At 66.0% G+C, this 22,218-nt stretch carries 24 protein-coding genes and 1 pseudogene; 7 read left to right on the top strand and 18 right to left on the bottom strand.

Going from position 1 to position 22,218, the window contains the following annotated elements; genetic code table 11:
• The 5 genes from ssb to U1763_RS15825 form a co-directional block, all read right to left on the bottom strand.
• The gene (gene ssb, locus U1763_RS15845) at window positions 1–603 is read right to left on the bottom strand and encodes a single-stranded DNA-binding protein (RefSeq protein WP_332755949.1); all 603 of its coding nucleotides are present in this window, start codon (window positions 601–603) and stop codon (window positions 1–3) included.
• An 8-nt stretch (window positions 604–611) separates the two neighbouring features.
• Window positions 612–2,486 carry a ferrous iron transporter B gene (gene feoB, locus U1763_RS15840; RefSeq protein ID WP_332755948.1) on the bottom strand — a complete coding sequence of 625 codons (1,875 nt, stop codon included), beginning with the start codon at window positions 2,484–2,486 and terminating at the stop codon, window positions 612–614.
• Window positions 2,487–2,495: 9 nt separating this feature from the next.
• The gene (locus U1763_RS15835; RefSeq protein ID WP_332755947.1) at window positions 2,496–2,771 is read right to left on the bottom strand and encodes a FeoA family protein; all 276 of its coding nucleotides are present in this window, start codon (window positions 2,769–2,771) and stop codon (window positions 2,496–2,498) included.
• Between the two features lie 128 nt (window positions 2,772–2,899).
• On the bottom strand, window positions 2,900–3,553 hold the full coding sequence (locus U1763_RS15830; protein ID WP_332755946.1) for a COQ9 family protein: 654 nt from the start codon (window positions 3,551–3,553) through the stop codon (window positions 2,900–2,902).
• Window positions 3,550–4,542, bottom strand: coding sequence for a DMT family transporter (locus U1763_RS15825; RefSeq protein ID WP_332755945.1), 993 nt, complete (start codon window positions 4,540–4,542; stop codon window positions 3,550–3,552). The genes U1763_RS15830 and U1763_RS15825 overlap by 4 nt, the downstream gene beginning before the upstream one ends.
• Window positions 4,543–4,593: 51 nt before the next feature.
• Here U1763_RS15825 and U1763_RS15820 point away from each other — a divergent pair, with 51 nt between their 5' ends.
• The gene (locus U1763_RS15820) at window positions 4,594–5,682 is read left to right on the top strand and encodes an alkene reductase (protein WP_332755944.1); all 1,089 of its coding nucleotides are present in this window, start codon (window positions 4,594–4,596) and stop codon (window positions 5,680–5,682) included.
• A gap of 232 nt (window positions 5,683–5,914) precedes the next feature.
• Entirely contained in the window at window positions 5,915–6,409 is a 495-nt protein-coding gene (locus U1763_RS15815; RefSeq protein WP_332755943.1) for a hypothetical protein, read from the top strand.
• A 6-nt stretch (window positions 6,410–6,415) separates the two neighbouring features.
• Here the strand turns inward: U1763_RS15815 and U1763_RS15810 are convergent, their stop codons facing one another.
• The 10 genes from U1763_RS15810 to gltX all read right to left on the bottom strand — a co-directional run bounded on the left by U1763_RS15810 (window position 6,416) and on the right by gltX (window position 14,387).
• Window positions 6,416–6,790, bottom strand: a complete 375-nt coding sequence (locus U1763_RS15810; RefSeq protein WP_132735015.1) for a hypothetical protein — start codon at window positions 6,788–6,790, stop codon at window positions 6,416–6,418.
• Window positions 6,791–6,838: 48 nt separating this feature from the next.
• Complete coding sequence (locus tag U1763_RS15805; RefSeq protein ID WP_132735017.1) at window positions 6,839–7,654, bottom strand: DUF1206 domain-containing protein; 816 nt, start codon at window positions 7,652–7,654, stop codon at window positions 6,839–6,841.
• Between the two features lie 299 nt (window positions 7,655–7,953).
• A complete protein-coding gene (locus U1763_RS15800) occupies window positions 7,954–8,145 on the bottom strand; it encodes a DUF4169 family protein (RefSeq protein WP_332756243.1) in 192 nt (63 codons plus the stop codon).
• A 16-nt stretch (window positions 8,146–8,161) separates the two neighbouring features.
• Window positions 8,162–8,584, bottom strand: a complete 423-nt coding sequence (gene ribH, locus U1763_RS15795; RefSeq protein ID WP_332755942.1) for a 6,7-dimethyl-8-ribityllumazine synthase — start codon at window positions 8,582–8,584, stop codon at window positions 8,162–8,164.
• Window positions 8,584–9,738, bottom strand: coding sequence for a 3,4-dihydroxy-2-butanone-4-phosphate synthase (gene ribB / locus U1763_RS15790; RefSeq protein ID WP_332755941.1), 1,155 nt, complete (start codon window positions 9,736–9,738; stop codon window positions 8,584–8,586). The genes ribH and ribB overlap by 1 nt, the downstream gene beginning before the upstream one ends.
• The gene (locus tag U1763_RS15785; protein ID WP_332755940.1) at window positions 9,722–10,333 is read right to left on the bottom strand and encodes a riboflavin synthase; all 612 of its coding nucleotides are present in this window, start codon (window positions 10,331–10,333) and stop codon (window positions 9,722–9,724) included. Before U1763_RS15785 ends, ribB begins: the two co-directional genes overlap by 17 nt.
• On the bottom strand, window positions 10,333–11,466 hold the full coding sequence (gene ribD, locus U1763_RS15780) for a bifunctional diaminohydroxyphosphoribosylaminopyrimidine deaminase/5-amino-6-(5-phosphoribosylamino)uracil reductase RibD (RefSeq protein WP_332755939.1): 1,134 nt from the start codon (window positions 11,464–11,466) through the stop codon (window positions 10,333–10,335). Before ribD ends, U1763_RS15785 begins: the two co-directional genes overlap by 1 nt.
• Window positions 11,467–11,480: 14 nt before the next feature.
• Window positions 11,481–11,828 (bottom strand): hypothetical protein, encoded by a 348-nt coding sequence (locus tag U1763_RS15775; RefSeq protein WP_332755938.1) that lies wholly within the window; start codon window positions 11,826–11,828, stop codon window positions 11,481–11,483.
• 55 nt (window positions 11,829–11,883) lie between these two features.
• Window positions 11,884–12,549 (bottom strand): TonB family protein, encoded by a 666-nt coding sequence (locus tag U1763_RS15770; protein ID WP_332755937.1) that lies wholly within the window; start codon window positions 12,547–12,549, stop codon window positions 11,884–11,886.
• Between the two features lie 512 nt (window positions 12,550–13,061).
• Window positions 13,062–14,387, bottom strand: a complete 1,326-nt coding sequence (gltX, locus tag U1763_RS15765) for a glutamate--tRNA ligase (RefSeq protein WP_332755936.1) — start codon at window positions 14,385–14,387, stop codon at window positions 13,062–13,064.
• 97 nt (window positions 14,388–14,484) lie between these two features.
• Between gltX and U1763_RS15760 the strand changes: the two genes are divergently transcribed.
• On the top strand, window positions 14,485–15,423 hold the full coding sequence (locus U1763_RS15760; RefSeq protein ID WP_132735034.1) for a ribose-phosphate pyrophosphokinase: 939 nt from the start codon (window positions 14,485–14,487) through the stop codon (window positions 15,421–15,423).
• A 207-nt stretch (window positions 15,424–15,630) separates the two neighbouring features.
• Here the strand turns inward: U1763_RS15760 and U1763_RS15755 are convergent, their stop codons facing one another.
• Window positions 15,631–15,960 carry a PilZ domain-containing protein gene (locus U1763_RS15755; RefSeq protein WP_055874768.1) on the bottom strand — a complete coding sequence of 110 codons (330 nt, stop codon included), beginning with the start codon at window positions 15,958–15,960 and terminating at the stop codon, window positions 15,631–15,633.
• A 44-nt stretch (window positions 15,961–16,004) separates the two neighbouring features.
• Window positions 16,005–16,534 (bottom strand): annotated as a pseudogene (locus U1763_RS15750) (sterol desaturase family protein).
• Window positions 16,535–16,730: 196 nt separating this feature from the next.
• Between U1763_RS15750 and sucC the strand changes: the two are divergent.
• The 4 genes from sucC to U1763_RS15730 all read left to right on the top strand — a co-directional run bounded on the left by sucC (window position 16,731) and on the right by U1763_RS15730 (window position 21,074).
• Window positions 16,731–17,933 (top strand): ADP-forming succinate--CoA ligase subunit beta, encoded by a 1,203-nt coding sequence (sucC, locus tag U1763_RS15745; protein WP_332755935.1) that lies wholly within the window; start codon window positions 16,731–16,733, stop codon window positions 17,931–17,933.
• Window positions 17,934–18,163: 230 nt separating this feature from the next.
• The gene (locus U1763_RS15740; RefSeq protein WP_056064107.1) at window positions 18,164–18,910 is read left to right on the top strand and encodes an electron transfer flavoprotein subunit beta/FixA family protein; all 747 of its coding nucleotides are present in this window, start codon (window positions 18,164–18,166) and stop codon (window positions 18,908–18,910) included.
• A complete protein-coding gene (locus tag U1763_RS15735) occupies window positions 18,907–19,836 on the top strand; it encodes an electron transfer flavoprotein subunit alpha/FixB family protein (protein WP_332755934.1) in 930 nt (309 codons plus the stop codon). The genes U1763_RS15740 and U1763_RS15735 overlap by 4 nt, the downstream gene beginning before the upstream one ends.
• Before the next feature lie 485 nt (window positions 19,837–20,321).
• A complete protein-coding gene (locus U1763_RS15730) occupies window positions 20,322–21,074 on the top strand; it encodes an energy transducer TonB (RefSeq protein ID WP_332755933.1) in 753 nt (250 codons plus the stop codon).
• 3 nt (window positions 21,075–21,077) lie between these two features.
• Here the strand turns inward: U1763_RS15730 and U1763_RS15725 are convergent, their stop codons facing one another.
• Window positions 21,078–22,175 carry an acyltransferase family protein gene (locus tag U1763_RS15725; RefSeq protein ID WP_332755932.1) on the bottom strand — a complete coding sequence of 366 codons (1,098 nt, stop codon included), beginning with the start codon at window positions 22,173–22,175 and terminating at the stop codon, window positions 21,078–21,080.
• Between the last annotated feature and the right edge of the window lie 43 nt (window positions 22,176–22,218).

The raw sequence follows: 22,218 nt of genomic DNA, 5'->3' as shown, positions 1-22,218 counted from the left end.
TTAGAACGGCACGTCGTCGTCGAGATCGTCGGAGAAGCCGCCGGTCTGGCCGAAGCTGCCACCGCGTGCCCCGCCGCCACCGCTACCGCCACCCGAAGGCGCGCTGCCGCCACGACCGCCGCCGCCGCCGTAACCACCGCCACCACCCGACGAACCACCGCCGAAGTCGTTGCCGCCACCGCCGCCGGCCCAGTCGTCGCCACCGCCGCGGCTACCACCCCCGCCGCCTGCACCACCGCCTGCACCACCGTTCGGGCCGTCGAGCATCGTCAGCACGCTGTTGAAGCCCTGCAGCACGATCTCGGTCGAATATTTGTCCTGGCCCTGCGCGTCCTGCCACTTCCGGGTCTGGAGCGCGCCTTCGATATAGACCTTCGAGCCCTTGCGGAGGTACTTTTCGGCGACGTTCGCGAGACCTTCGTTGAAGATCGCGACCGAATGCCATTCGGTCTTTTCCTTGCGCTCGCCCGACATCTTGTCCTTCCAGGACTCGGATGTCGCGATGCGCAGATTGACGACCTTGCCGCCGTTCTGGAACGCCTTACTCTCCGGGTCGCGACCCAGATTGCCGACGATGATGACCTTGTTGACGCTGCCTGCCATGATGCCCCTCAGAGGCCGGCGAACACCGCCAGCCAGTATGTAATGCCAGCCATGATGTAGGCGGCGGCGAACAAATAGCCAACCATGAACGCCGGCCATTTCCACCCATTTGTCTCGCGACGCGTGACGGCGATCGTCGAAATGCACTGCGGCGCGAACACGAACCACATCAGGAAGGCGAGTGCGGTCGGCAGGCTCCAGCGGCCGCGCAGGTTCTCGACCATCGCCTTGCCGCCCTGGTTGCTGTCGGGATCGTCGATCGCGTAGACGGTGCCGATCGCCGCGACGGCGACTTCGCGCGCGGCCATCGCCGGAATCAGCGCGAGGACGATATCACGGTTGAACCCGATCGGTGCGAACACCGGCGCGATCCCGTTGGCGATGCGCCCGGCGACCGAATAATCGACCGCCGAGATCTTCGGCGCACCGGCGGGCTGCTCGGGCGGCTTGGGGAAGCTCAGCAGCACCCACAGGATGATCGTCGAGGTCAAGATGATCCCGCCAGCGCGCTTCAGGAAGATCTGCGCGCGGCTCCACAGGCCGATGCCGACGTCGCGCCACTGCGGCCACTGGTATTTCGGCATCTCCATCATGAAGCCCGACGACACGCCCTTGGTCACCGTCTGGCGCAGCACCAGCGCGGCGACGAACGCGCCGACGATGCCCATCACGTACAGGCCAAGCATCACCAGCCCCTGCAACCCGACGAACGGCAGCACCTGCGTGTTAGGAATGAACGCGCCGATGATCAGCGTGTAGACCGGCAGGCGCGCCGAGCACGTCATCAGGGGCGCGATCAGGATCGTGGTCAGCCGGTCCTTCTCGTCGTCGATCGTCCGCGTCGCCATGATGCCCGGAATCGCGCAGGCGAAACTCGACAGCAGCGGAATGAACGCGCGGCCGGAGAGCCCGACGCTCGCCATCACCCGGTCCATCAGGAACGCCGCGCGGACCATGTAGCCGCTGGCTTCGAGGACGAGGATGAAGAGGAACAGGATCAGGATCTGCGGCAGGAACACGATCACCGCGCCGACGCCTTTGATCACGCCGTCGACCAATAGCGAGCGGAGCAGCGAATCGGGCATTTCGGCGGTCAGGAAGCCCTGCAACGCGGTGAAGCCCGCATCGATCGCGTCCATGAACGGCTGCGCCCAACTGAACACCGCCTGGAACATCAGGAACATGATCGCGAGCAGCAGGATCGGCCCGGCGACCGGGTGCAGCGCGACCGCGTCGAGCATGTGCGTCCAGCGGCGGACCTGCGTCTCGGATACGGTCGCCGACGTCGCGATCTGGCGCGCGCGGCGCTGGAGCGTGACGATGTCGTCCTGGACGCTGCCGTCGGATTTGCGCAGGCGCATCGGGCCGTTGACGACGATCCCGGACAAGGCCGCCTTCAACTCGTCAAGGCCACGCTTGCGCACCGCGACCGTCGGGATCACCGGCACGCCGAGTTCGCGTTCGAGAACCTTGGGGTCGAGCTTCAGCCCGTCGCGCTCGGCAAGATCGACCATGTTGAGCGCGACCACGACCGGCAGGCCGAGCGCGATCAGTTGGAGCGTGAAGCGGAGATGGTTGTCGAGATTGGCGGCATCGACGACGACGACCAGCGCATCAGGGAGGCGTTCGCCATCCTGCGTGCCGGTGACGACGTCGCGCGTTACCCGCTCGTCGGGGGAAGACGGTTCGAGGCTGTACGCGCCGGGGAGGTCGACCAGCTCGATCGGCCGGCCGTCGTCGAGCATCAGCCGCCCGACCTTCCGCTCGACCGTGACGCCGGGATAATTGCCGACCTTCTGGCGCGCACCCGTGAGCGCGTTGAACAGCGCGCTCTTGCCGGCATTGGGATTGCCGACCAGCGCAACCAGCGGTGCTGCATTCATTTTATGGGATTATTCAGCCGCGGCAGGCGTCGGCGACACGTGGATCGCGCCGGCAACCGCACGGCGGAGCGCAACCGTCATCCGGCCGATGCGGCAGGCGATCGGACCTTGGCCCAGAGTCGCGCGGTGGAGGACCTCGACATCGACACCCTCGTCGAAGCCTAGTTCGCGGAGGCGACGCGCCTCGGGATCGGCAAGTCGCGCCCATTCGATCGCGGCAACGATGCCATGCTGCTTGCGAGGCAGCGTTTCGAGGCTGACGGAACGATCGGGGCGAGTGTCCATGATGCGACTGATTATCAGTAACGTCCGGGGAAGGGAAGCCCTAACCGTCGTGGGTTACGACCGCCTCGACGTCTCGGCATCCGGATGAAAGTTAGGATACAGAGACACTTAGCCAAGTATTGGTGGCTTCAGGCAGTCGGATAGCGCAGGCGGCCAACGAATCGCGACAGGCTGAAACCGTGTTCGGTACGCTTGAGGAACCCGGCCTTGGCCTTCTCGAACTGCATGATCCCATTGATCCGGCGACCGAGGAACGCCCGCGTTTCAGCGAGGCCCTCGCTCTCGTCGTCGAGAAACACCGTGATCGTCGACGCATACACGCCGAGCAGGATCGTCCGCTTGGTGTAATAATTATAGTCCGTCGCGACATCGCCGGCTGCACGCCAGATCGTGTCAACCGTCCGCCAGCCGAGCCGCGTAGCCTTCGCAAGATTCTGCGGAAGCGCGAGGATCGCCAGCGCGCGCCGCAGCGATTCGCGATCGATCGACGTTGCGTCGAGCCGCGCCTCGACCAGCGCGGTGATCTTCTCGCGTACCTTCATGACCGCCAACCGCTCGGGCGGCACTGCGGCGAGCATGACGCCGTCGATATGCGCGAACCACGCGTCGATCATGTCGACCGGGCCGTCCTTGAACGCGAGCGCGGCGATGTCGGTGTCGATCCCCTCGGCCTGCGCAGCCATGTCGCGCGCGGCGTCGCTCCAGCCGTCGAACGCCGCGTTGGCGGCGATGCCGGGCGCCAGCAGGGCGCGGATTTCGTCGAGCGTAAGGTCCTGGGTCATACCGTCTCCTGCCGTCCAAAATCAGGCGTATCAAGCGCGTCTTCAAGAGGTAATGCGGGGGGAGGGCCCTGACGCACGAGCACCAGCGCGACCGCGACCATCACGACGCCGACCAGATCCGCCGTCCCGAGCCGCTCGCCATACACCAGCCAGCCGACCAGCCCCGCCACCACCGGCTGGATCAGCAGCGCGATCCCGATCACCAGCGGCGTGAAACGGCCGAGCGCATAGATCATCAGCCCCTGGCCGAGCACCTGGCTGCACAAAGCGAGCCCGATCAGCGGCCCCCAGTGCGTCGGCAGCACGCGTTCGCCCATCGCCAGCGCGAACACCAGCAGCGGCACGATCCCCGCCAGCGTCGACAAGGTCAGCGCGGAAACCGGGGCGAGCGTCGCCCGGGCGCGCGCCATCAGGATGAAATAGACGGTGTAGAGCAGCCCCGCGAGCAGGCAGAACAGATCGCCCGCGAGGTTCTTCGCATCGAGCTGGTACGACCGCCCGAGCAGCAATGCGCCGCCTGCCGCCGCCAGCGCCAGCGCGAACCCTTGCGTCCGCGTCGGCCAGCTTCGTACGATCAGGAAGCCGTAGATCGGAAAGATCAGCGTCGCGACGTTGCCGAACAGCGTCGCGTTGGCGAGCGTCGTCCGCAGGATCCCGAGGTGCCAGGTACCGAGATCGGCCGCGAAGCAAACCCCGCCCGCGAGCAGCCCGGCCCATAATTTCCACCCGAGCCGCCTGGGTCGCGCGCCCTGCTGGACCGCGAGGACGACCAGGAACGGCACCGCGAGCGTCAGCCGCCAGAACCCCGCCGCCACCGGTCCGACCTCGGTCGCGCGGACGAACCACGGCCCGAATGCGAGTGCGACGTTCGCCACCACCAGCGCCGCGAACGCGATCAGGCCCGGCGCAGCGACACTGTTCGCCTCCGTCGTCAAACCGCGCGGCGTATCGGGCGCGCTAGATAATCTTTGCGGGTCGGGGCGATGCATGCCGCGCTGTAGCCTCCTATCTTCCCCCCGTCAGGCCAATAAGGAGCTTCCATGCCTAGCCTATTCGATCCGATTACCCTTGGCGCCGTCGACGCGCCGAACCGCATCATCATGGCGCCGCTCACGCGTGGGCGTGCCGACAAGGATGCCGTTCCGACCGACATGATGGTCGAGTATTATACGCAGCGGGCGAGCGCCGGCCTGATCATCTCGGAAGCCACCGGCATCAGCCGCGAAGGCCTCGGCTGGCCGTTCGCGCCGGGTCTGTGGACCGACGCGCAGGTCGCCGCGTGGAAGCCCGTCACCGACTCGGTCCACGCCGCTGGCGGCCGGATCGTCGCGCAGCTATGGCACATGGGTCGCCAGGGCCATTCGTCGGTGTACGAGACGCAGCCCGTGTCGTCGTCGGCAACCGCGACCGAAGGCCAGGCGCACACGTTCGAGGGCAAGAAGGATTTCGAGGTCGCGCGTCCGCTCGAGACCAACGAGATCCCGCGCCTGCTGGCCGACTACGAGCTGGCGACCAGGAACGCACTCGCGGCCGGCTTTGACGGCGTGCAGATCCACGCGGCGAATGGCTATCTGATCGACCAGTTCCTGCGCGACAACGCCAATTTCCGCACCGACGAATATGGCGGCTCGATCGAGAACCGCGTTCGCCTGCTCCGCGAAGTCGCCGAGCGCGTGATCTCGGTCGCAGGAGCTGACCGCACCAGCGTCCGCCTGTCGCCGAACGGTGATTCGCAGGGTGTCGACGACAGCAACCCCGAGCCGCTGTTCACCGCCGCCGCCAAGGCGCTATCCGACCTCGGCATCGCGTTCCTCGAACTGCGCGAGCCCGGCCCCGACGGCACGTTCGGCAAGACCGATGTGCCAAAGCTCAGCCCGGCGATCCGGAAAGTGTTCAAGGGCGTGCTGATCGTGAACTCGGATTACGATACGCTGGAAAAGGCGCAGGCTGAGCTCGACACGGGTGATGCCGATGCGATCAGCTTCGGTCGTCCGTTCATCGCGAACCCCGACTTGCCCGAGCGTTTGCGCACCGGCGCGCCGCTCGCAAAGGACGATGCGAAGACGTGGTACAGCCAGGGTCCCGAGGGCTATATCGACTACCCCGCGCTCGAGACTGCGAACGCCTGACGACGGGCGACGCTCGATCCTCCCCCGCAAGGGGGAGGTGGCAGGCGCCAGCCTGACGGAGGGGGAGGCCCGCGCAAACCGTCGTTCCGTGTCCTCCCCCTCCGTCACCTTCGGCGACACATCCCCCTGGCGGGGGAGGATCGTGAGGGACGACCCCCTAGTCACCCGCGCCACCATCGCCTAGCAGCGCGCCTCCGCGTCGTACGGCGCACCGGTGACGACAGGATGTGTAATGAGCGACGGCTGGCCGAGCGGCGGCAGGGGAACGGGGCCGCTCATGCCCGGCACCGCCGACCGTGCCGCAAAGCGCGCGGAGGAGCGTGCCAACGGCCGCGAGCAGCGCGCGAAGGAGCGGCTTGCCGCGTCCGAACAGCGATCCGAATCGCGTGCCGCACAACGTGACCTCCAGTCCCAGGAGCGCGAACGCGCCCGCGAAAGCCGGCGGATCGAGGAGGATCAGCGGATCAAAGCGCGGCTCGATGCGCCGCCGACCAACGACGTCGAGGCGCTGAAGATCTCCAAACGCCGCCGTTCGGGCGCGCTCGCGCGTAGTGGCGCGGAGTCAAAGACCGACCGCGACACGCGCAGCTACAAGACGATCGTAGATACTGCCAGAATCCGCACGCTCGCCGATCGTGGCGCGTCCTTGTCGGGGCTTGCCGGCGCATTCGGCATCACGATCGAAGAGGTCGAGGCGGCGTTGCTCGAGACCGCACCGCAGGACTGAAGCCCGTTAGGCGGCGTGGCTATCACCCGCAAGCCAGGCCTTTGCCTCGTCGATGTCGAGGAAGGTCCGGCAGTTCTCGGCTTTCAGATAGCGTTCGGTCTGGAGCTTGGCCAAATGCGACGCCACCACTGCCGCGATCGGCGCGGACGTCACCTTGAGCGCCTTGGGCATCATCGCTTCGAGCGCATCGACCACCTTCAACGGCTGGATCGCCGCCTTGCGCAGGTCGGCGAGCACGACGAACCGGCCGTGATACAGGCGGGCAGCCGTACCCCGCGCCAGTAGTTCGGCGGAGAACGCCGCGGTCGTCGCGAGCGACCAGAACCCCTCGGTGACGATGGTGAGCGTCTTGGTCGGAACGTCGAAGGCGATCGTGTACATACTGATCTTCGTTAAGCGCCGCATCTTAACGATATGCTGTCGTTCGGTTTAGTCGGTGCCCGGCAGGTCGACGTGAAGCCGGCGAAAGCGCGCCTCGACCAAGCTGTATGCGCCGAACAGCGCCAGCCCGATCCCGGTCAGCATGAGCAGCCATTTGCCGCCCGGTTGTGATTGCAGCCGTTCCAGTGCTTCAGCCACCCCGCCTGCGTCGCTGGCGTGCGCGGTCCACGCCGCAAGGGCGAACAGCCCGGCAACGATCAGGAACACGAGCGCGCGCGCGCCGTAGCCGATCCGGCCCATCGTGCAGACATAGCCGGGGGCAGGGGCATCGCCGCGCAGGTCGTGGATGAAGTCGCCGCGCCACGCCTTCTGCGCCTGCTGGAATGCGGCGACGAGGATCCCGATCGCGACCGCGCCGACCAGGAGGCGTCCGGCGGGCTGGTCGAGCAACAACGCGGTCCAGTCGCGCGCACTCTCGTCGCCGGGCGAGACGGCGATCTTGCCCTTGCCCAGATCGAGTGCGAGCCGGGTCGCAGTCCAGGCGAGTATCAAGTGCGCGATGCCGCTGACAACATGGCCGATCCGCCTGAGACTTCCCTTGGCATCGCGGGTGATCTGCTCCGGGTTCGCTGCGGCTTCGGTCAGCCGCCAGATCGCGTAGCCGAGCAGCCCCGCCGCGACGATCGCCAGCAGTACGGGGCCGAGCGGCCCGCCTGCCATCGACCCGATCGCGCCTTGGTTGTCGGCAATCTCGCCGCCGTGCAGCGCTGCATCGACCGCGAACCAGCCGACAAGGATGTACACCACCCCGCGCGCGGCAAAGCCGAGCTTGGCGAGCAGCGTCGCATTCGCATCCGAAATCATGATGGCCCCTTTGTTACGGGGGCATAACGGCGCGGCGGTCGCGACGTTCCTGTGGAGAGGAGTGGAGAGTGTGGCTGTCGGGCGCTATTCTAGGATTTGTTTCCCCGCGAAGGCGGGGATCCAGACTGGGCTCCCGCCTTCGCGGGAGAACAAGGAAGGGCATCGTGCCGCACGACGCCACTCAAACGATCCTCCCCCTGGCGGGGGAGGATCGCAGACGCGGCGTTCGCGAAGAGAATTACGAGGGACAACGCTGAGTACCACGCTCATCCTTAGTCAGGGGAAGGGTGACGTTGAGGTTATTCCGGAGGTTTGTCGGGTGCGGGGCTTTCTAGCTTTGCATCATCCAGCGTCCTGTCCATCCGAGCCTTCACAGCCGCTTCCGCTGCCTTCTCCGCGGTCGTCCGTCCAAACACCCGCCGGTTCTGGTTCGCGCGCACCGCGGCATCGGCCCGAGCCCGCTGCTTCCGTGCAAGCCGCAGGTTGATCACCTCACCCACGCATGTCTCACGCGAGGAAGCGGTCCTTCAGCGCCAGCATCGCCAGCGCGGCCTTGGCTGCGCCGCCGCCCTTGTCGCCTTCGGTGGGCTTTGCGCGCGTGAGAGCCTGCGCCTCGTTCTCGGTGGTCAGGATGCCGTTGCCGATGGGCAGGCCGTCCATCGTCAGCTGCATGATCCCGCGTGCGCTCTCGCCCGCGACGATCTCGAAATGATAGGTCTCGCCGCGGATCACGACGCCAAGCGCGACATAGGCGTCGAACGTTTCACTCTCGGCTGCCAGCGCGATCGCTCCGGGAACTTCGAGCGCGCCGGGCACGGTGATCGTCTCGTGCGTGTGGCCGGCGGCTTCGATCGCGGCCTTCGCACCCTCGACGAGCAGGTCGTTGAGGTGATCGTAGAACCGGGCTTCGACGATGAGGAGATGCGCCATCAGTTGCTCTTTTCCGTGTTCAGGGACGCGATCGGGCGCTCGCCGACGATCGACAGGCCATAGCCGTCGAGGCCGACCAGCGTGTGATGCGTGTTGGTGATCAGCACCATGTCGTGGACGCCGAGCTCGGTCAGGATCATCGCGCCGACGCCGTAGTCGCGCAGTTCCTCCATGTCCGGGGTGATCTCCGCGCCCGCCTTCTTCATCACCGCCGAGGTGAAGGTGTTGCTGCGCGGGCGGTTGATGACGACGATCACGCCGGCGCCCTCGTCCGCGATCATCTGCATCGAGCGTGCGAGGATGCGACCGCGATCGCCCGATTCGCCGAAGATGTCCGCAAACGGCGACAGCGCGTGCATGCGGACCAGCGTCGGCTTGGCGGGGTCGATCTTGCCCTTGACCAGCGCGACCTGCTCGGTGCCGGTCGCCTTGTTCCAGAACGTCAGCGCGCTCCAGTCGCCGCCCCATTCGGAGGTAAACTTCGCCTCCGCGCGCTTCTCGACGAGGTGATCGTGGCGGCGGCGATAGGCGATCAGATCGCGGATCGTGCCGATCTTGACGTTGTGGAACTGCGCAAAGGTGACGAGGTCGTCCATCCGCGCCATCGTGCCGTCCTCGTTCATGATCTCGCAGATCACGCCCGAGGGGTTGAGCCCGGCGAGCCGTGCGACGTCGACCGCCGCTTCGGTATGACCGGCGCGCACGAGCACGCCGCCGTCGCGCGCGACCAGCGGGAAGACGTGGCCGGGGGTGACGATGTCCGGCTTGCCCTTGGTCGCATCGACCGCGACTGCGATGGTGCGCGCGCGATCGGCTGCGGAGATGCCGGTGGTGACGCCTTCGAGCGCCTCGATCGATACGGTGAACGCGGTCTCGTGCCGGGTGCCGTTGTTGCGGCTCATCAGCTCGAGCCCAAGTTCCTCGGTCCGCTCCCTGGTGAGCGCGAGGCATATCAGGCCGCGGCCGTATTTGGCCATGAAGTTGATCTTCTCAGGGGTCGCCATCTGCGCGGGGATGACGAGGTCGCCCTCGTTCTCGCGGTCCTCGTCATCGACCAGGATGAACATCCGGCCGTTACGCGCTTCGTCGATGATCTCTTCGGGGCTGGAAAGATAACCGTGCTTCAGACGGGCGAGTTCAGCTGGCTTTGACACGGTAATGTTCCATGCGTTGGAGATAGCGGGCGAGGACGTCGATCTCGATGTTGACCGACTGTTCCACGTGGATCGTCCCGAGCGTGGTGACGCTCCAGGTATGCGGGATGATGTTGAGGCCGAACTCGACCTCTCCATCGATGTCCTGAACGGTGTTCACGGTGAGCGAGACGCCGTCGACGGTGACCGAACCCTTGGGCGCGATGAACGGCGCGATGTCGGCGCCGGCACGGATCGTGACGCGGTGCGAGCCGCCTTCCTCACTGACCGCGACGACGGTGCCGAGGCCGTCGACATGCCCCGTGACGATGTGACCGCCGAGTTCGTCGCCGAGCTTCATCGCGCGTTCGAGGTTGAACTTCCGGCCTTCGGTCCACTGGTCCTCGGCGGTGCGGCTGATCGTCTCGCCGGAGACGTCGACCGCGAACCAGCTGGGGCCTTTATCGACGACAGTCAGGCAGACGCCCGAGCAGGAGATCGACGCGCCGAGATCGACGGTGGCGGTATCATAGGCGGTCGCGATGACGACGCGCGTGTCGCCTGGCGACTCCACTCGCGTAACGGTGCCGATGTCGGTGACGATTCCGGTGAACATTATGCCTCGTTTCGTTCGCGCTCGTAGACCTCGAGCCGGTCCATGCCAAGTTGCCGCGCATCGACGATCGCCCAGCGACCATGCGCTTCGGTCAGGTCGGTGAGGCCGATGTCGCGGAGTGCGTGCTTCCCGCCGCCGATCAGGATCGGTGCACGGTAGAGGAGGATACGGTCGACCAAGTCCGCGGACAGGAACGCCGACGCTACGGCCGCGCCGCCTTCGACGAGGATGTGGTCGGTATTGGGGAGGGTGGCGATGTCGGAAGGGGAGGGGATGACGGTCCAATTTGCGTGGCCATCTGCTCCAACTCCTCGCTCCACGATCATTCCGTCTGCAATCGTTATTTTGTCACCCGCCCCAATTCCGTCACCCCAGCGAAAGCTGGGGTCTCCCCGTGAGGCTCCGTCGTGGCCGGCAACGGGGATATTCCAGCTTTCGCTGGAATGACGGGGGGAAGGGGAGGGGGAAACGGTAAGCTTGGTCGACAGGAGTACGCGCTTCGGCGCGCGCTCTTTCAAGCCTGGCAATCGCACGTCGAGTCGCGGTGCGTCGGCCTCGTACGTGCCGCGCCCGACGAGAATCGCTTCGTGCCGACTCCGCTCGAGATGCGCGTGCGCCCGCGCCTCCGGGCCGGTGATCCAGCGACTCGATCCGTCCGCCATCGCGATACAGCCGTCGAGCGATGTGGCGAGCTTCAGGGTGACATGGGGGCGGCCAAGCGCCTGCCGCGTCAGGAAGCCGGCCATCGAACGGCGGGCCTCGTCCGAGCGAATGCCGCGCGTGACGATGATGCCTGCCGCTTGAAGCCGCGCGAACCCCTGGCCGGACGTTCGAGCGTCGAGATCCTCAAGCGCTGCGACAACGCGCGCAACGCCAGCCTCGATCAGAAGCTCGCTGCAGGCCGTCCCGCGTGACGATTGATGCGCGCAGGGCTCGAGCGTGACGTAAGCCGTGGCCCCCTGTGCTTTCGCACCGGCCTCGGCCAGCGCCATTGCCTCGGCATGCGGACGACCACCCGGCTGCGTCCAGCCGCGTCCAACGACGCGCCCGTCGCGCGCGATCACGCAGCCGACATTGGGGTTGGGCGCCGTCCTGCCGCGACCGCGCTCGGCGAGCGCCAGTGCAGCCCCCATCCAGCGCGAGTCGGTCAGATTCCCATCGCCTTGAGCTTGTCGTCGAGTCGCTTGAACGAGGCGCGCTGCGCATCCTCGCGGGCCTTCTGCTCGGCGAGCGCCTTGGCCTTGATCGGCGCGTCGATCTTTTGCTGCGCGACGATCTGCGCGTCGGTGCGATCCGCGGGCCATTGCTCGACATAGATGATCTTCGGGCGATATTCCTTCTCGACGTACGAATCCTTCATGAACGCGTAGATCAGGAAGCTGGTGACGCCGAGCGCGGCCACGAGAAAGATGAGTTCGTACGGCCGGCGCTGGCTGACGAAAAGCCGCAGGTCGCGATAGGCGACGATCGGCGTGAAGCGACTGAAAAAGCCCATGCGCGCCAAGATAGGGGGACGGAGCCGGCTAGGCCAGCCCCGCGCCCCTTAAGCTTTAGTTCTGGAGGACAAACGTCAGCGCCATCGATCGCCATGCCTCGACCGGAACGCCGTCGCGGGTCGCCGGCTTGAACCGCCACTTCGCCAGTGCCCGGTCGAGCGTCGCGCGGTAGAAGGCGTCGGTGGTCGCGCTGATCCGCTCGACCTGTTTCACGCGGCCATCGGTGCCGACCAGTACGCGCAATACGACGCGGCCCTCGCGTTCGGCGCGGCGTTCTTCGGACGGATAGCTCGGCTGAAAGTCGGCGGCGTAGCGTGGGTCGATGCCGGGCTGGACGAACACCGGTGCGGGCTTTGGCGGATCGACCGCCACGGTGCCTGTTCCGGTGCCTTCGATGCCGATCGGCGGCGTGTAGGGGAGCGGATCGGGGGCGACCGTGAAGCCGTCGGTTTGCGGTATCTGCACTATTGTGATCGGCGCATCAGGACGTGGGGCGGGACGCGGTTGCTGGCGGATCAGCGAGTCGGCGAGCGGCACCGGTTCGGGTGGCGGCGGCGGAGTGTACGGCACATAGGTTATGAGCGGTTTGTCGGGCACGAACGGCAGCACGTTAGGCGCCGCGAAGAACAAGGCTCCGATCACCGCGCAGTTGATAGCCAGCGCGACGCCGAGGCTCCCGGGATTGAATCCGCCCGTCCGGTTTGGTCGATCCGCGTACATGGTCCGTCTCCCCTGATTCTCCTTGAGGATGGCGGCGAGATAGGTACCGCCGTTTGGGATGGTACATCATTACATTTCAGAGGCAAGGGGGTTGGGGGGGCGAGGCGGGTGCTTTCGAATCGGCGTCTGATCGGCGCCAGTGACGTCCGCGACACGACGGACACGACGGACACGACGGACAGGTCTGACGTGCGGGCTCGGCCAGTTGGGCAGCACCTATCGTCGATACATCCACCACCCCGGCGGAGGCCGGGGCCCAGTTGGGGGACGTTGCTAACTGAAGCCGGCGCTTCGTTACTGCGACCTTTCCAACTGGGCCCCGGCCTTCGCCGGGGTGGTGCTTGGGAAGGGGTGGGGCTTCCCTATCGCGACGAGGGATGATCCGATTCGCTCGGATCGACCGCCGGCCCGCCCCTTCTTGTTCTCCCGCGAAGGCGGGAGCCCAGACTGGACTCCCGCCTTCGCGGGAGAACATGCTTTTTACGGGTCGAACTTTGTCGGTGACCGCGAGATCACCGCGCTGCGAGTCGCTCCAAAGCCCGCTCGCGCCCGATCAACGGCAGCAAGGCCGCCATGTCCGGCCCATGATCGCGCCCGGTCAGCGCACGGCGCAACGGCAGGAACAGCGCCTTGCCCTTCCGCTCGGTCTCCGCCTTCAGCCGCGCAGTCAGCGCGTGCCAAGGGTCGCTCGACCAATCGATCTCCCCCGCCGCTGTCAGCGCCTGATCGAGATACTCGGCCTCCACGTCGCCCTCGACCACGATCGGTCCCTCGATCACCCTCCACCAATCCGCCGCATCCGCCAGCGTCACGAGGTTCGGCCGCACCGCCTCCCAGGCCGCCACATTCATCCCCTCGGGCAACCGCTCAGCCACCGCTTCGAACGGCAGCGCGTGTAAAATCCGCGCGTTCAGCGCCGACAATTCCGCCTCGTCGAACCGCGCTGGCGCGCGCCCGAACCGCGCAAAGTCGAAGCCCGCGATCAGCGGCGCGGCGTCGGCGATCGGCTCGACCGGGTCGCTCGTCCCGATCCGCGCCAGCAGCGCGCGCACCGCCTGCGGTTCGATCCCGACCTCGCGGAAATGATCGACGCCGAGCGAGCCAAGCCGCTTCGACAGCTTGCCCTCCGCTCCCGTCAGCAACGCCTCATGTGCAAACCGTGGGGGCGTGACTCCGAGCGCTGCGAACATCTGCAACTGGAGAGCGGTGTTCGACACGTGATCCTCGCCGCGCACGACGTGCGTCACGCCCATCTCGGCATCGTCGATCGCCGATGGCAGCATATACAGCCACGACCCGTCGGCACGCCGGATGACCGGATCGCTCATCGTCTTCGCCTCGAAATGCGCCGCGCCGCGGATCAGATCGTCCCACGCGATCGCCGAGTCGTGATCGAGCTTGAACCGCCAGTGCGGCTTCACCCCATCCGCTTCCAGCTTAGCGCGGGCCTCTTCGGTCAACGCCAACGCAGCGCGATCGTAGATCGGCGGCAATCCGCGCCCGGCCTGGATCTTCCGCTTCAGGTCGAGCTCCTGCGTCGTCTCGTATGCCGGATACACTTGTCCGCTCGCGACCAGCGCCGCGAACCGCGCCTCGTACAGCGCGAACCGCGCCGACTGCCGCTCCTCCGCGTCGGGCGTCATCCCGAGCCAGTCGAGATCGGCGCGGATCGCGTCGACGAAGCGCTCTTCGCTGCGTTCGGGATCGGTGTCGTCGATCCTGAGCACGAACTTCCCGCCATTGGCCCGCGCGAACATCCAGTTGTGGAGGGCGGTGCGGATGTTGCCGACGTGCAGCCGGCCGGTGGGCGAGGGAGCGAAACGGGTGATTACGGTCATGTGGCTGCTGTACGGAGCGGCGCGGCGACGGGCAAACCCTTCCACCAACGGGAAGCTGCGCCTAAGGGTTGCGGAATATCGAGCGGGAAATAGCTTCATGAAACTGATGACCGGCAATTCGAACCTGCCGCTGGCGCAGGAAATCTCCGCCTATCTCGAGATTCCGCTGACCGACGTCAGCGTGCGGCGGTTCGCGGACGAGGAGGTGTTCGTCGAGATCAACGAGAATGTCCGCGGCGAGGACGTGTTCGTGATCCAGTCCACCGGCTATCCCGCCAACGACAACCTCATGGAATTGCTGATCATGATCGACGCGCTCAAGCGTGCGTCGGCGCGGCGAATTACCGCGGTTATCCCGTACATGGGGTACGCGAGGCAGGACCGGAAGCCGGGTCCGCGCACGCCGATCTCGGCCAAGCTGGTTGCCAACCTGATCACCGTCGCCGGTGCCAACCGCGTCCTGTCGGTCGACCTGCATGCCGGCCAGATCCAGGGGTTCTTCGATATCCCGACCGACAATCTCTACGCGGCGCCGGTGATGTCGGCGGACATCCTCGCGCGGTTCAAGGGCAAGAATCTGATGGTCGTGTCGCCCGACGTCGGCGGCGTGGTGCGTGCGCGTGTGCTCGCCAAGCGGCTCGACAACGCGCCGCTCGCGATCGTCGACAAGCGCCGCGAGCGCGCGGGCGAGTCGGAGGTGATGAACATCATCGGCGAGGTCGAGGGGCGCTTCTGCATCCTGATCGACGATATCGTCGATTCGGCGGGGACGCTGTGCAACGCGGCGGCGGCGCTAAAGGAAGCGGGTGCCGAGGACGTGGTCGCTTATGTCACGCACGGCGTGCTGTCGGGCGGTGCGGTGGCGCGAGTCGAAGGCTCGGAGCTGCGCGAATTGGTAATCACCGACTCGATCGGCAACCACGACGTCATCAAGGGCGCGCATGGCAAAATCCGCCATCTCCAGATCGCGCCGCTGCTCGGCGAGGCGATCAAGCGGATCGCGGACGAGACGAGCGTGTCGAGTTTGTTCGACTGAAGACGGACGCAGGCGCGGCAATGTCCGCGCCGGTGCTCGATAGCGAGCAGCGTCCGGATCGGCCGGCGGTTCGGGAACACCGAACCGACCGACGACGGCTTTGCCGACGTCCCTAGCTGTTTTCCTGCGGACGCGGAATTCAGGGTAACCAAAGCCGGGGCGGAGTAATCCTGGGCTCCTGCGTTCGCAGGAGAACAAGCTAGCGTCCTATCGCTGGCTCAGCGCAACGATGTGATCGAACACCGCAGGGTGCAGCGGCTTGGCGAATGCGCAGCCATATTTGAACTTGTCACGCCACGCGACCACCGCCTCCAGCGCCGCCAGACCCGGCAGGGTCAGCCACACCACGGTCCCCGGCCACAACGTAAAGCTAGTCTCCGCGCGAAATCCCGAAAGCGACAGGTCGGTCACCTCGATTTCGAATCGCGTCTGGCCCCGATCGCGCAGGTGCGCGCGCATCTTGACGGCCTTGCGTAGCGCCTGGCGGAGTTCCTCGCCCTTCGGTTCGGCGGGAGGGATGGGGACGGGCTGTGTCATGTCCGGGACACTGCTCCCCAAGTGGTTACTATTCTCCAAACGCCCTACGATTCGGCAGCTTGGGATGCAGCCGCCCGTGACCGGGCCGGCGCGCGAATCCCCGCACGCGATCGCCGCTTGAGTTCGGCCTTCAGATCCTCGGGCTTGGGTGCAACCAGAAAGCCGAAGCTGACATTGCCCTCCTTCGTCTCGACGACGTGGTGGAGCCGGTGCGCCTGGACGATCCGCTTCATGTATTTCGACTTGGGCAGATACCGGGTCGGAATGCGCTGGTGCACGATCACGTCATGGAACCCGAAATAGATCGCGCCATAGGCCGCGATTCCCGCGCCGATCCACGCGAACCCCGGCCACCAGCCGAGCTGCACGCCGCCGAGCAGCAGCACGAACGACGGCACCGCGAAGATCGCCGCGTAGAGGTCGTTCAATTCCCAATTGCCATGGCGCGCACGGTGGTGGCTTTCATGCAGGAACCAGCCGAAGCCATGCATCGCCCAGCGGTGCGCGGCATAGGCGAACGCCTCCATGCCGATCACGGTCCGAGGAACAGCAGGATGCCGAGCCAGATCGCCATGCCCTGCATATAGGGGCGGTAAGGCGCGACGGCGAAAGGCGAATTGTCCCAAGAAAACCAGATCAACTCAGCCCGATACGCGTCTATTGAGAACGAGACGCAAGTGCATATGCCTTAAGGGTGGATTTGCTGGCCGCCCTGTGCTTTACGCCCAACCAATTCCCGAGTTTCCTAAAAATTGCGTGGAGCCTTCCCGATGAACATCCATGAATACCAGGCCAAGGAACTGCTGGCCAAGTTCGGCGTCCCCGTGCCTGCCGGTTTCGCGGCACTGACCGTCGAGGAGGCTGTCGAGGCCTCGAAGAAGCTTCCCGGACCGCTCTATGTCGTCAAGGCGCAGATCCACGCCGGCGGCCGCGGCAAGGGCAAGTTCGTCGAACTGGGTCCCGATGCCAAGGGCGGCGTCCGCCTCGCTAAGACCGAGGACGAGGTTCGCGCGGCGGCGACCGACATGCTCGGCAATACGCTCGTCACCATCCAGACGGGTGATGCGGGCAAGCAGGTCAACCGCCTGTACGTCACCGACGGCGTCGACATCGACAAGGAATTCTACCTCGCGCTGACGCTCAACCGCACCACCGGCCGGGTGATGATGGTAGTCTCGACCGAAGGCGGCATGGACATCGAGGCAGTCGCGCACGACACGCCCGAGAAGATCCAGTCGATCGACATCGACCAGGCGACAGGCTTCATGCCGCACCACGGCCGCGCCGTCGCTGCCGCGCTGAAGCTCACCGACGATCTCGCCAAGCAGGCCGCGAACACCGCGTCGAAGCTGTATGACGCGTTCATGGGCACCGATGCCGAGCAGATCGAGATCAACCCGCTCGCGGTGACGAACGACGGCAAGCTGATGGTGCTCGACGCGAAGGTCGCGTTCGACGGCAACGCGCTGTTCCGCCACAAGGACCTGCTCGAACTGCGCGACGAGACCGAGGAAGATCCCGCCGAGCTCGAGGCGTCGAAGTACGACCTCGCCTACATCAAGCTCGATGGCGACATCGGCTGCATGGTCAACGGCGCCGGTCTGGCGATGGCGACGATGGACATCATCAAGCTCAACGGCATGTTCCCGGCCAACTTCCTCGACGTCGGCGGCGGCGCCAACAAGGAGAAGGTGACGGCGGCGTTCAAGATCATCCTCGCGGATCCGAACGTGAAGGGCATCCTGGTCAACATCTTCGGCGGCATCATGAAGTGCGACATCATCGCCGATGGCATCGTCGCCGCAGCGAAGGAAGTGAACCTCTCGGTGCCCCTGGTCGTCCGCCTCGAGGGCACGAATGTCGAGAAGGGCAAGGAGATCCTCGCGAACTCCGGCCTCGCGATCGTCCCGGCGAACGACCTTGGCGATGCAGCCAAGAAGATTGTCGCAGAGGTGCAGAAGGTCGCGGCCTAACGCTACCAACTGCATACTGATTGTGCGAAATTGGGGCCTGGACGGAAACGTCCGGGCCCTTTTTCGTTGGTATCACGACTGGTCGGACAGGTGGATCGGCGTGACGCTACGGCATGGTGATGTTTCCATACCGCACTTGCGAAAACGACGTAAAACAGCCATCTGTCGCGCCAACGCCGCCGGGTAACGCCGTCAGCGAACGAACTATATCCACCTTGGAAGGAATCCCGATGAAGGTGCTGGTGCCGGTCAAGCGCGTGCTTGACTACAACGTGAAGCCCCGCGTGAAGGCGGACGGAACGGGCGTCGATCTGGCGAACGTCAAGATGAGCATGAACCCGTTCGACGAGATCGCGGTCGAAGAGGCCATCCGCCTCAAGGACAAGGGCGTGACCGAGATCGTCGTCGTCTCGATCGGCGAGCAGAAGAGCCAGGAAACGTTGCGGACCGCGCTCGCAATGGGTGCCGATCGTGCGATCCTCGTCGTCAGCGAGACCAAGGTCGAGCCGCTCGGCGTCGCGAAGATCCTCGCCAAGATCGTCGAGGAAGAGAAGCCCGACCTCGTCATCCTCGGCAAGCAGGCGATCGACGACGACAACAACCAGACCGGACAGATGCTCGCCGGCCTCCTGAACTGGGGCCAGGGCACGTTCGCGTCGAAGGTCGAGATCGCCGACGGTTCGGTCAACGTGACGCGCGAAGTCGATGGCGGTGCGGAGACGGACACGCTCAAGCTGCCCGCGATCATCACCACCGATCTGCGCCTCAACGAGCCGCGTTACGCGTCGCTGCCGAACATCATGAAGGCGAAGTCGAAGCCGATGGCGCAGAAGACGCCGGCCGATTTCGGCGTCGACGTGACGCCGCGCCTGACCACGCTGAAGGTCGTCGAGCCCGCCAAGCGCTCGGCCGGGATCAAGGTCGCCGATGTAGACGCGCTGGTCGGCAAGCTCAAGGAAATGGGAGTCGCCAAGTGAAGACGCTCGTCTGGGTCGAACATGACGGTCAGGCCGTCAAGGATGCCACGCTGTCGGCGGTCACGGCCGCCTCGCAGCTCGGTGAAGTCCATCTGCTGGTCGTCGGCCAGGGCGTCGACGGCGTCGCTGCCGCGGCCGCGAAGATCGCTGGCGTTGGCAAAGTGCACGTCGCCGACGACGCTGCATTCGCGCATGCGCTCGCCGAGAACGTCGCGCCGCTGATCGTCGAGTTGATGGCCACCCACGATGCGTTCGTCGCGCCGTCGACCACGCACGGCAAGAACATCGCGCCCCGCGTGGCTGCATTGCTCGACCTCATGCAGATCAGCGACATTCTGTCGGTCGAGAGCGAAGACACGTTCACGCGCCCGATCTACGCCGGCAACGCGATCGCAACGGTCCAGTCGACCGACGCGAAGAAGGTCATCACGGTCCGCGGTACGGCGTTCGCCAAGGCCGCGACCGAGGGTGGTTCGGGCGAGATCGAGGCGGTCGCATCGACCGGCGACAAGGGCCTCTCGACCTTCGCCGGCTCGGAGATCGCCAAGAACGAGCGTCCCGAGCTGACCAGCGCGAAGATTATCGTCTCGGGCGGCCGTGCGCTGGCCTCGAGCGACCAGTTCCATGCGATGATCGATCCGCTGGCGGACAAGCTCGGTGCCGGCGTCGGTGCCTCGCGCGCTGCCGTGGACGCCGGCTATGCGCCGAACGACTATCAGGTCGGCCAGACCGGCAAGATCGTCGCCCCGGAAGTGTATGTCGCGGTCGGCATCTCGGGCGCGATCCAGCATCTCGCGGGGATGAAGGACTCGAAGGTCATCATCGCGATCAACAAGGACGAGGACGCGCCGATCTTCCAGGTCGCGGACATCGGCTTGGTCGGCGATCTGTTCAAGATCGTGCCGGAGTTGACGGCGAAGCTGTAGGCGAATGCCGATGCGCAAGGCGAAGCCTAGCGCAACAGCAAGCCCGGCCGGCGGCGCTCAAGCGCCGACCGACGACGCGGGATTTACTCCCGCGGCGCGTGCCAAGAACGGGCGGTGTGACTTGGTCGCGCCGCCCGTTCTAGTGTCTGCCGAGCGTACAGGTCTGCCAACGCCGAACCGATACGCGACAAATGAGGTCTATTCGCACCCAAGCAAGCACTACCCCGGCGGAGGCCGGGGCCCAGTTGGGCGACGTCGCTCATGGAGCGTAGCGCTTCGTTACAGCAACCTTTCCACCTGGACCCCGGCCTTCGCCGGGGAGGTGCTTGTGAGATTGGCAGGCTCTGCGTCGAAAACCAAGCGCGCCAGTCGAAGTCTATACCCTGCCGCCTACCAACGAACCCCGGAAGGGCGGACTTTCTGATCGTGATGGTTCCCGCCGCCAGCCAGTTGCCGCCTCCCACACGCCTCCCCAATTACCCAGCATGTACGGCGCCCACTCGAACCCGCGCGACCGCCTGATATCCGCGGCTAGCGCGGCGCTACTCTGCGCCGTCATCGGCTATGCACTGGTCCTGGGTCTCGGCGTGAGCATCCCCGGCGCAATCCCCGACGCACCGAAAACCTTCGCCGTCGGTCCCACGCCACCACCGCCGCCGCCCGAAAAGATCGTCCCCCGCCCCGCGAAAAGCCATCGCCCCGAAGGCGCAGCGTCCCCTGCGAACCTGCGCTCGAAGGCGACCGAACTCGTCGTCCCCAAACCGATCATCCCGCCGATCGTCCCGCCACCGCCGGTCATCGCTGCTCTAAAACCCGGCCCTGGCAGCGACGCCACGACCGGCGCCGCGCCAGTCCCCGGACCGGGTACAGGCGCGGGTGGTGAGGGGAACGGCACGGGTAGCGGCCGCTCCGGCGACGGCGACGGCGGCGACGAGACACCGCCCCGCCTCCTCAAGGGCCGCTTCAAGAACAAGGATTTCCCCAATGCCGAGGCGGTGATCGGTGCGGGCGGGATCGTCGGCGTGCGCTACACCGTCGAAACCGACGGCCAAGTCACGCACTGCATGGTCACGCGCTCCAGCGGAAACGGCGTGCTCGACGCGACCACCTGCCGCCTGATCGAACTGCGCTTCCGCTACCGTCCCTGGCTCGACGCCGCCGGCCGCCCGGTCCGCTCGACCGTCGTCCACAACCAGGAATGGGTGAACCAGCTCGGTCCCCCGTCACGCAGTAACTGAAGCCTACCGCCCCAGCCGTCCCCCACTCAGCACCCGCGCGACTACCGGCGAAACCGTCATCAACCCCCGCCCCAGAACGACCGTAACCCCAAGCACCAGCAACGGCTGTACCAGCAGATACGCCGGATACAGCCCTGCTCCCAACGCGCCGGTCGCCAGACCGATCACCGGCCCGAACAACCACAACAGCACCAGATGATCGCAGAACGCGAGAAACCCGTAGCGCTCCGCCGCCCGCAACCGATCCGCGACGCCACTCCCCGCCAGCGCCCAAGCCAACCGCCAGAACAGCACGGCCGACGCCAATCGAAACACTATGTCGAACGCCGCCATCGCATGCGGATGCGCATCGAAAAAGACGTTCCCGAGCAACGCGGTCCAGAGCCTCGGCGCGATCAGCACCACGAATGGCAGCGCACACACCGCAACCGGCCAGCCCGCCACGCGCTCCGCCAGACCGAACCGCCGCGCGGCGATCCCAGCGGTGAAGAACAGCAGGATCTGCGGCCGGAGAAGTAGCGGGATGTGCATCGCCGAGACGCTCCAAACGGCCACCACCAGCGCCACCGCAGCAAGCCACGCGCTCGACGCCCGCACCAGCAGCGGGGCGAGCATCATGCACACGAAAAGATCGCGTAAGAACGGCATCTGCACGTTGATGTCGTTGGCGTGGACGAGCGGCACGAGTTCGTTCAGCGTCCAGCCGAGACTCGACGGCGTCGGCGCTTTCAGGTCGCCGAACGTTGCCGCCGCCCCGACCAGCACAATCGCGATCGCATTCCACAGGACCATCGGGAGCAGGATCGTCCGCGCCTTGCCGAGCAGGAACGGGCCGTAACTTCGGCGCGTCGCGGTCGAGACCACCAGCCAGCCCGAGATCATGCCGAGCAGCGGCACCGCGCTGCGCCCGAACATCTCGCTCAGCACGGTACGGAGAACCGCCTGCCAACTGAACGCGACCGCCGCCAGCTCTTCCGCGGTCCGCCCGGTCCAGGCGTGGACATAGACGATCCCCATGATCCCGGTCAGCCGCGCGATCGCTATCGCGGTGGATAGGCGGCGATCCGTCTTGGCCGCCGGTCCGGCCGTTATCGTCTGCAATGCCGCCCCTCTTCTCACGTTCGGCGAGCGCCTTAGCCGGCTT

It is taken from the genome of Sphingomonas sorbitolis (genome assembly GCF_036663875.1).
In the GTDB taxonomy this organism is placed as follows: domain Bacteria; phylum Pseudomonadota; class Alphaproteobacteria; order Sphingomonadales; family Sphingomonadaceae; genus Sphingomonas.
This window is presented reverse-complemented; position numbering and strand designations above follow the sequence as displayed.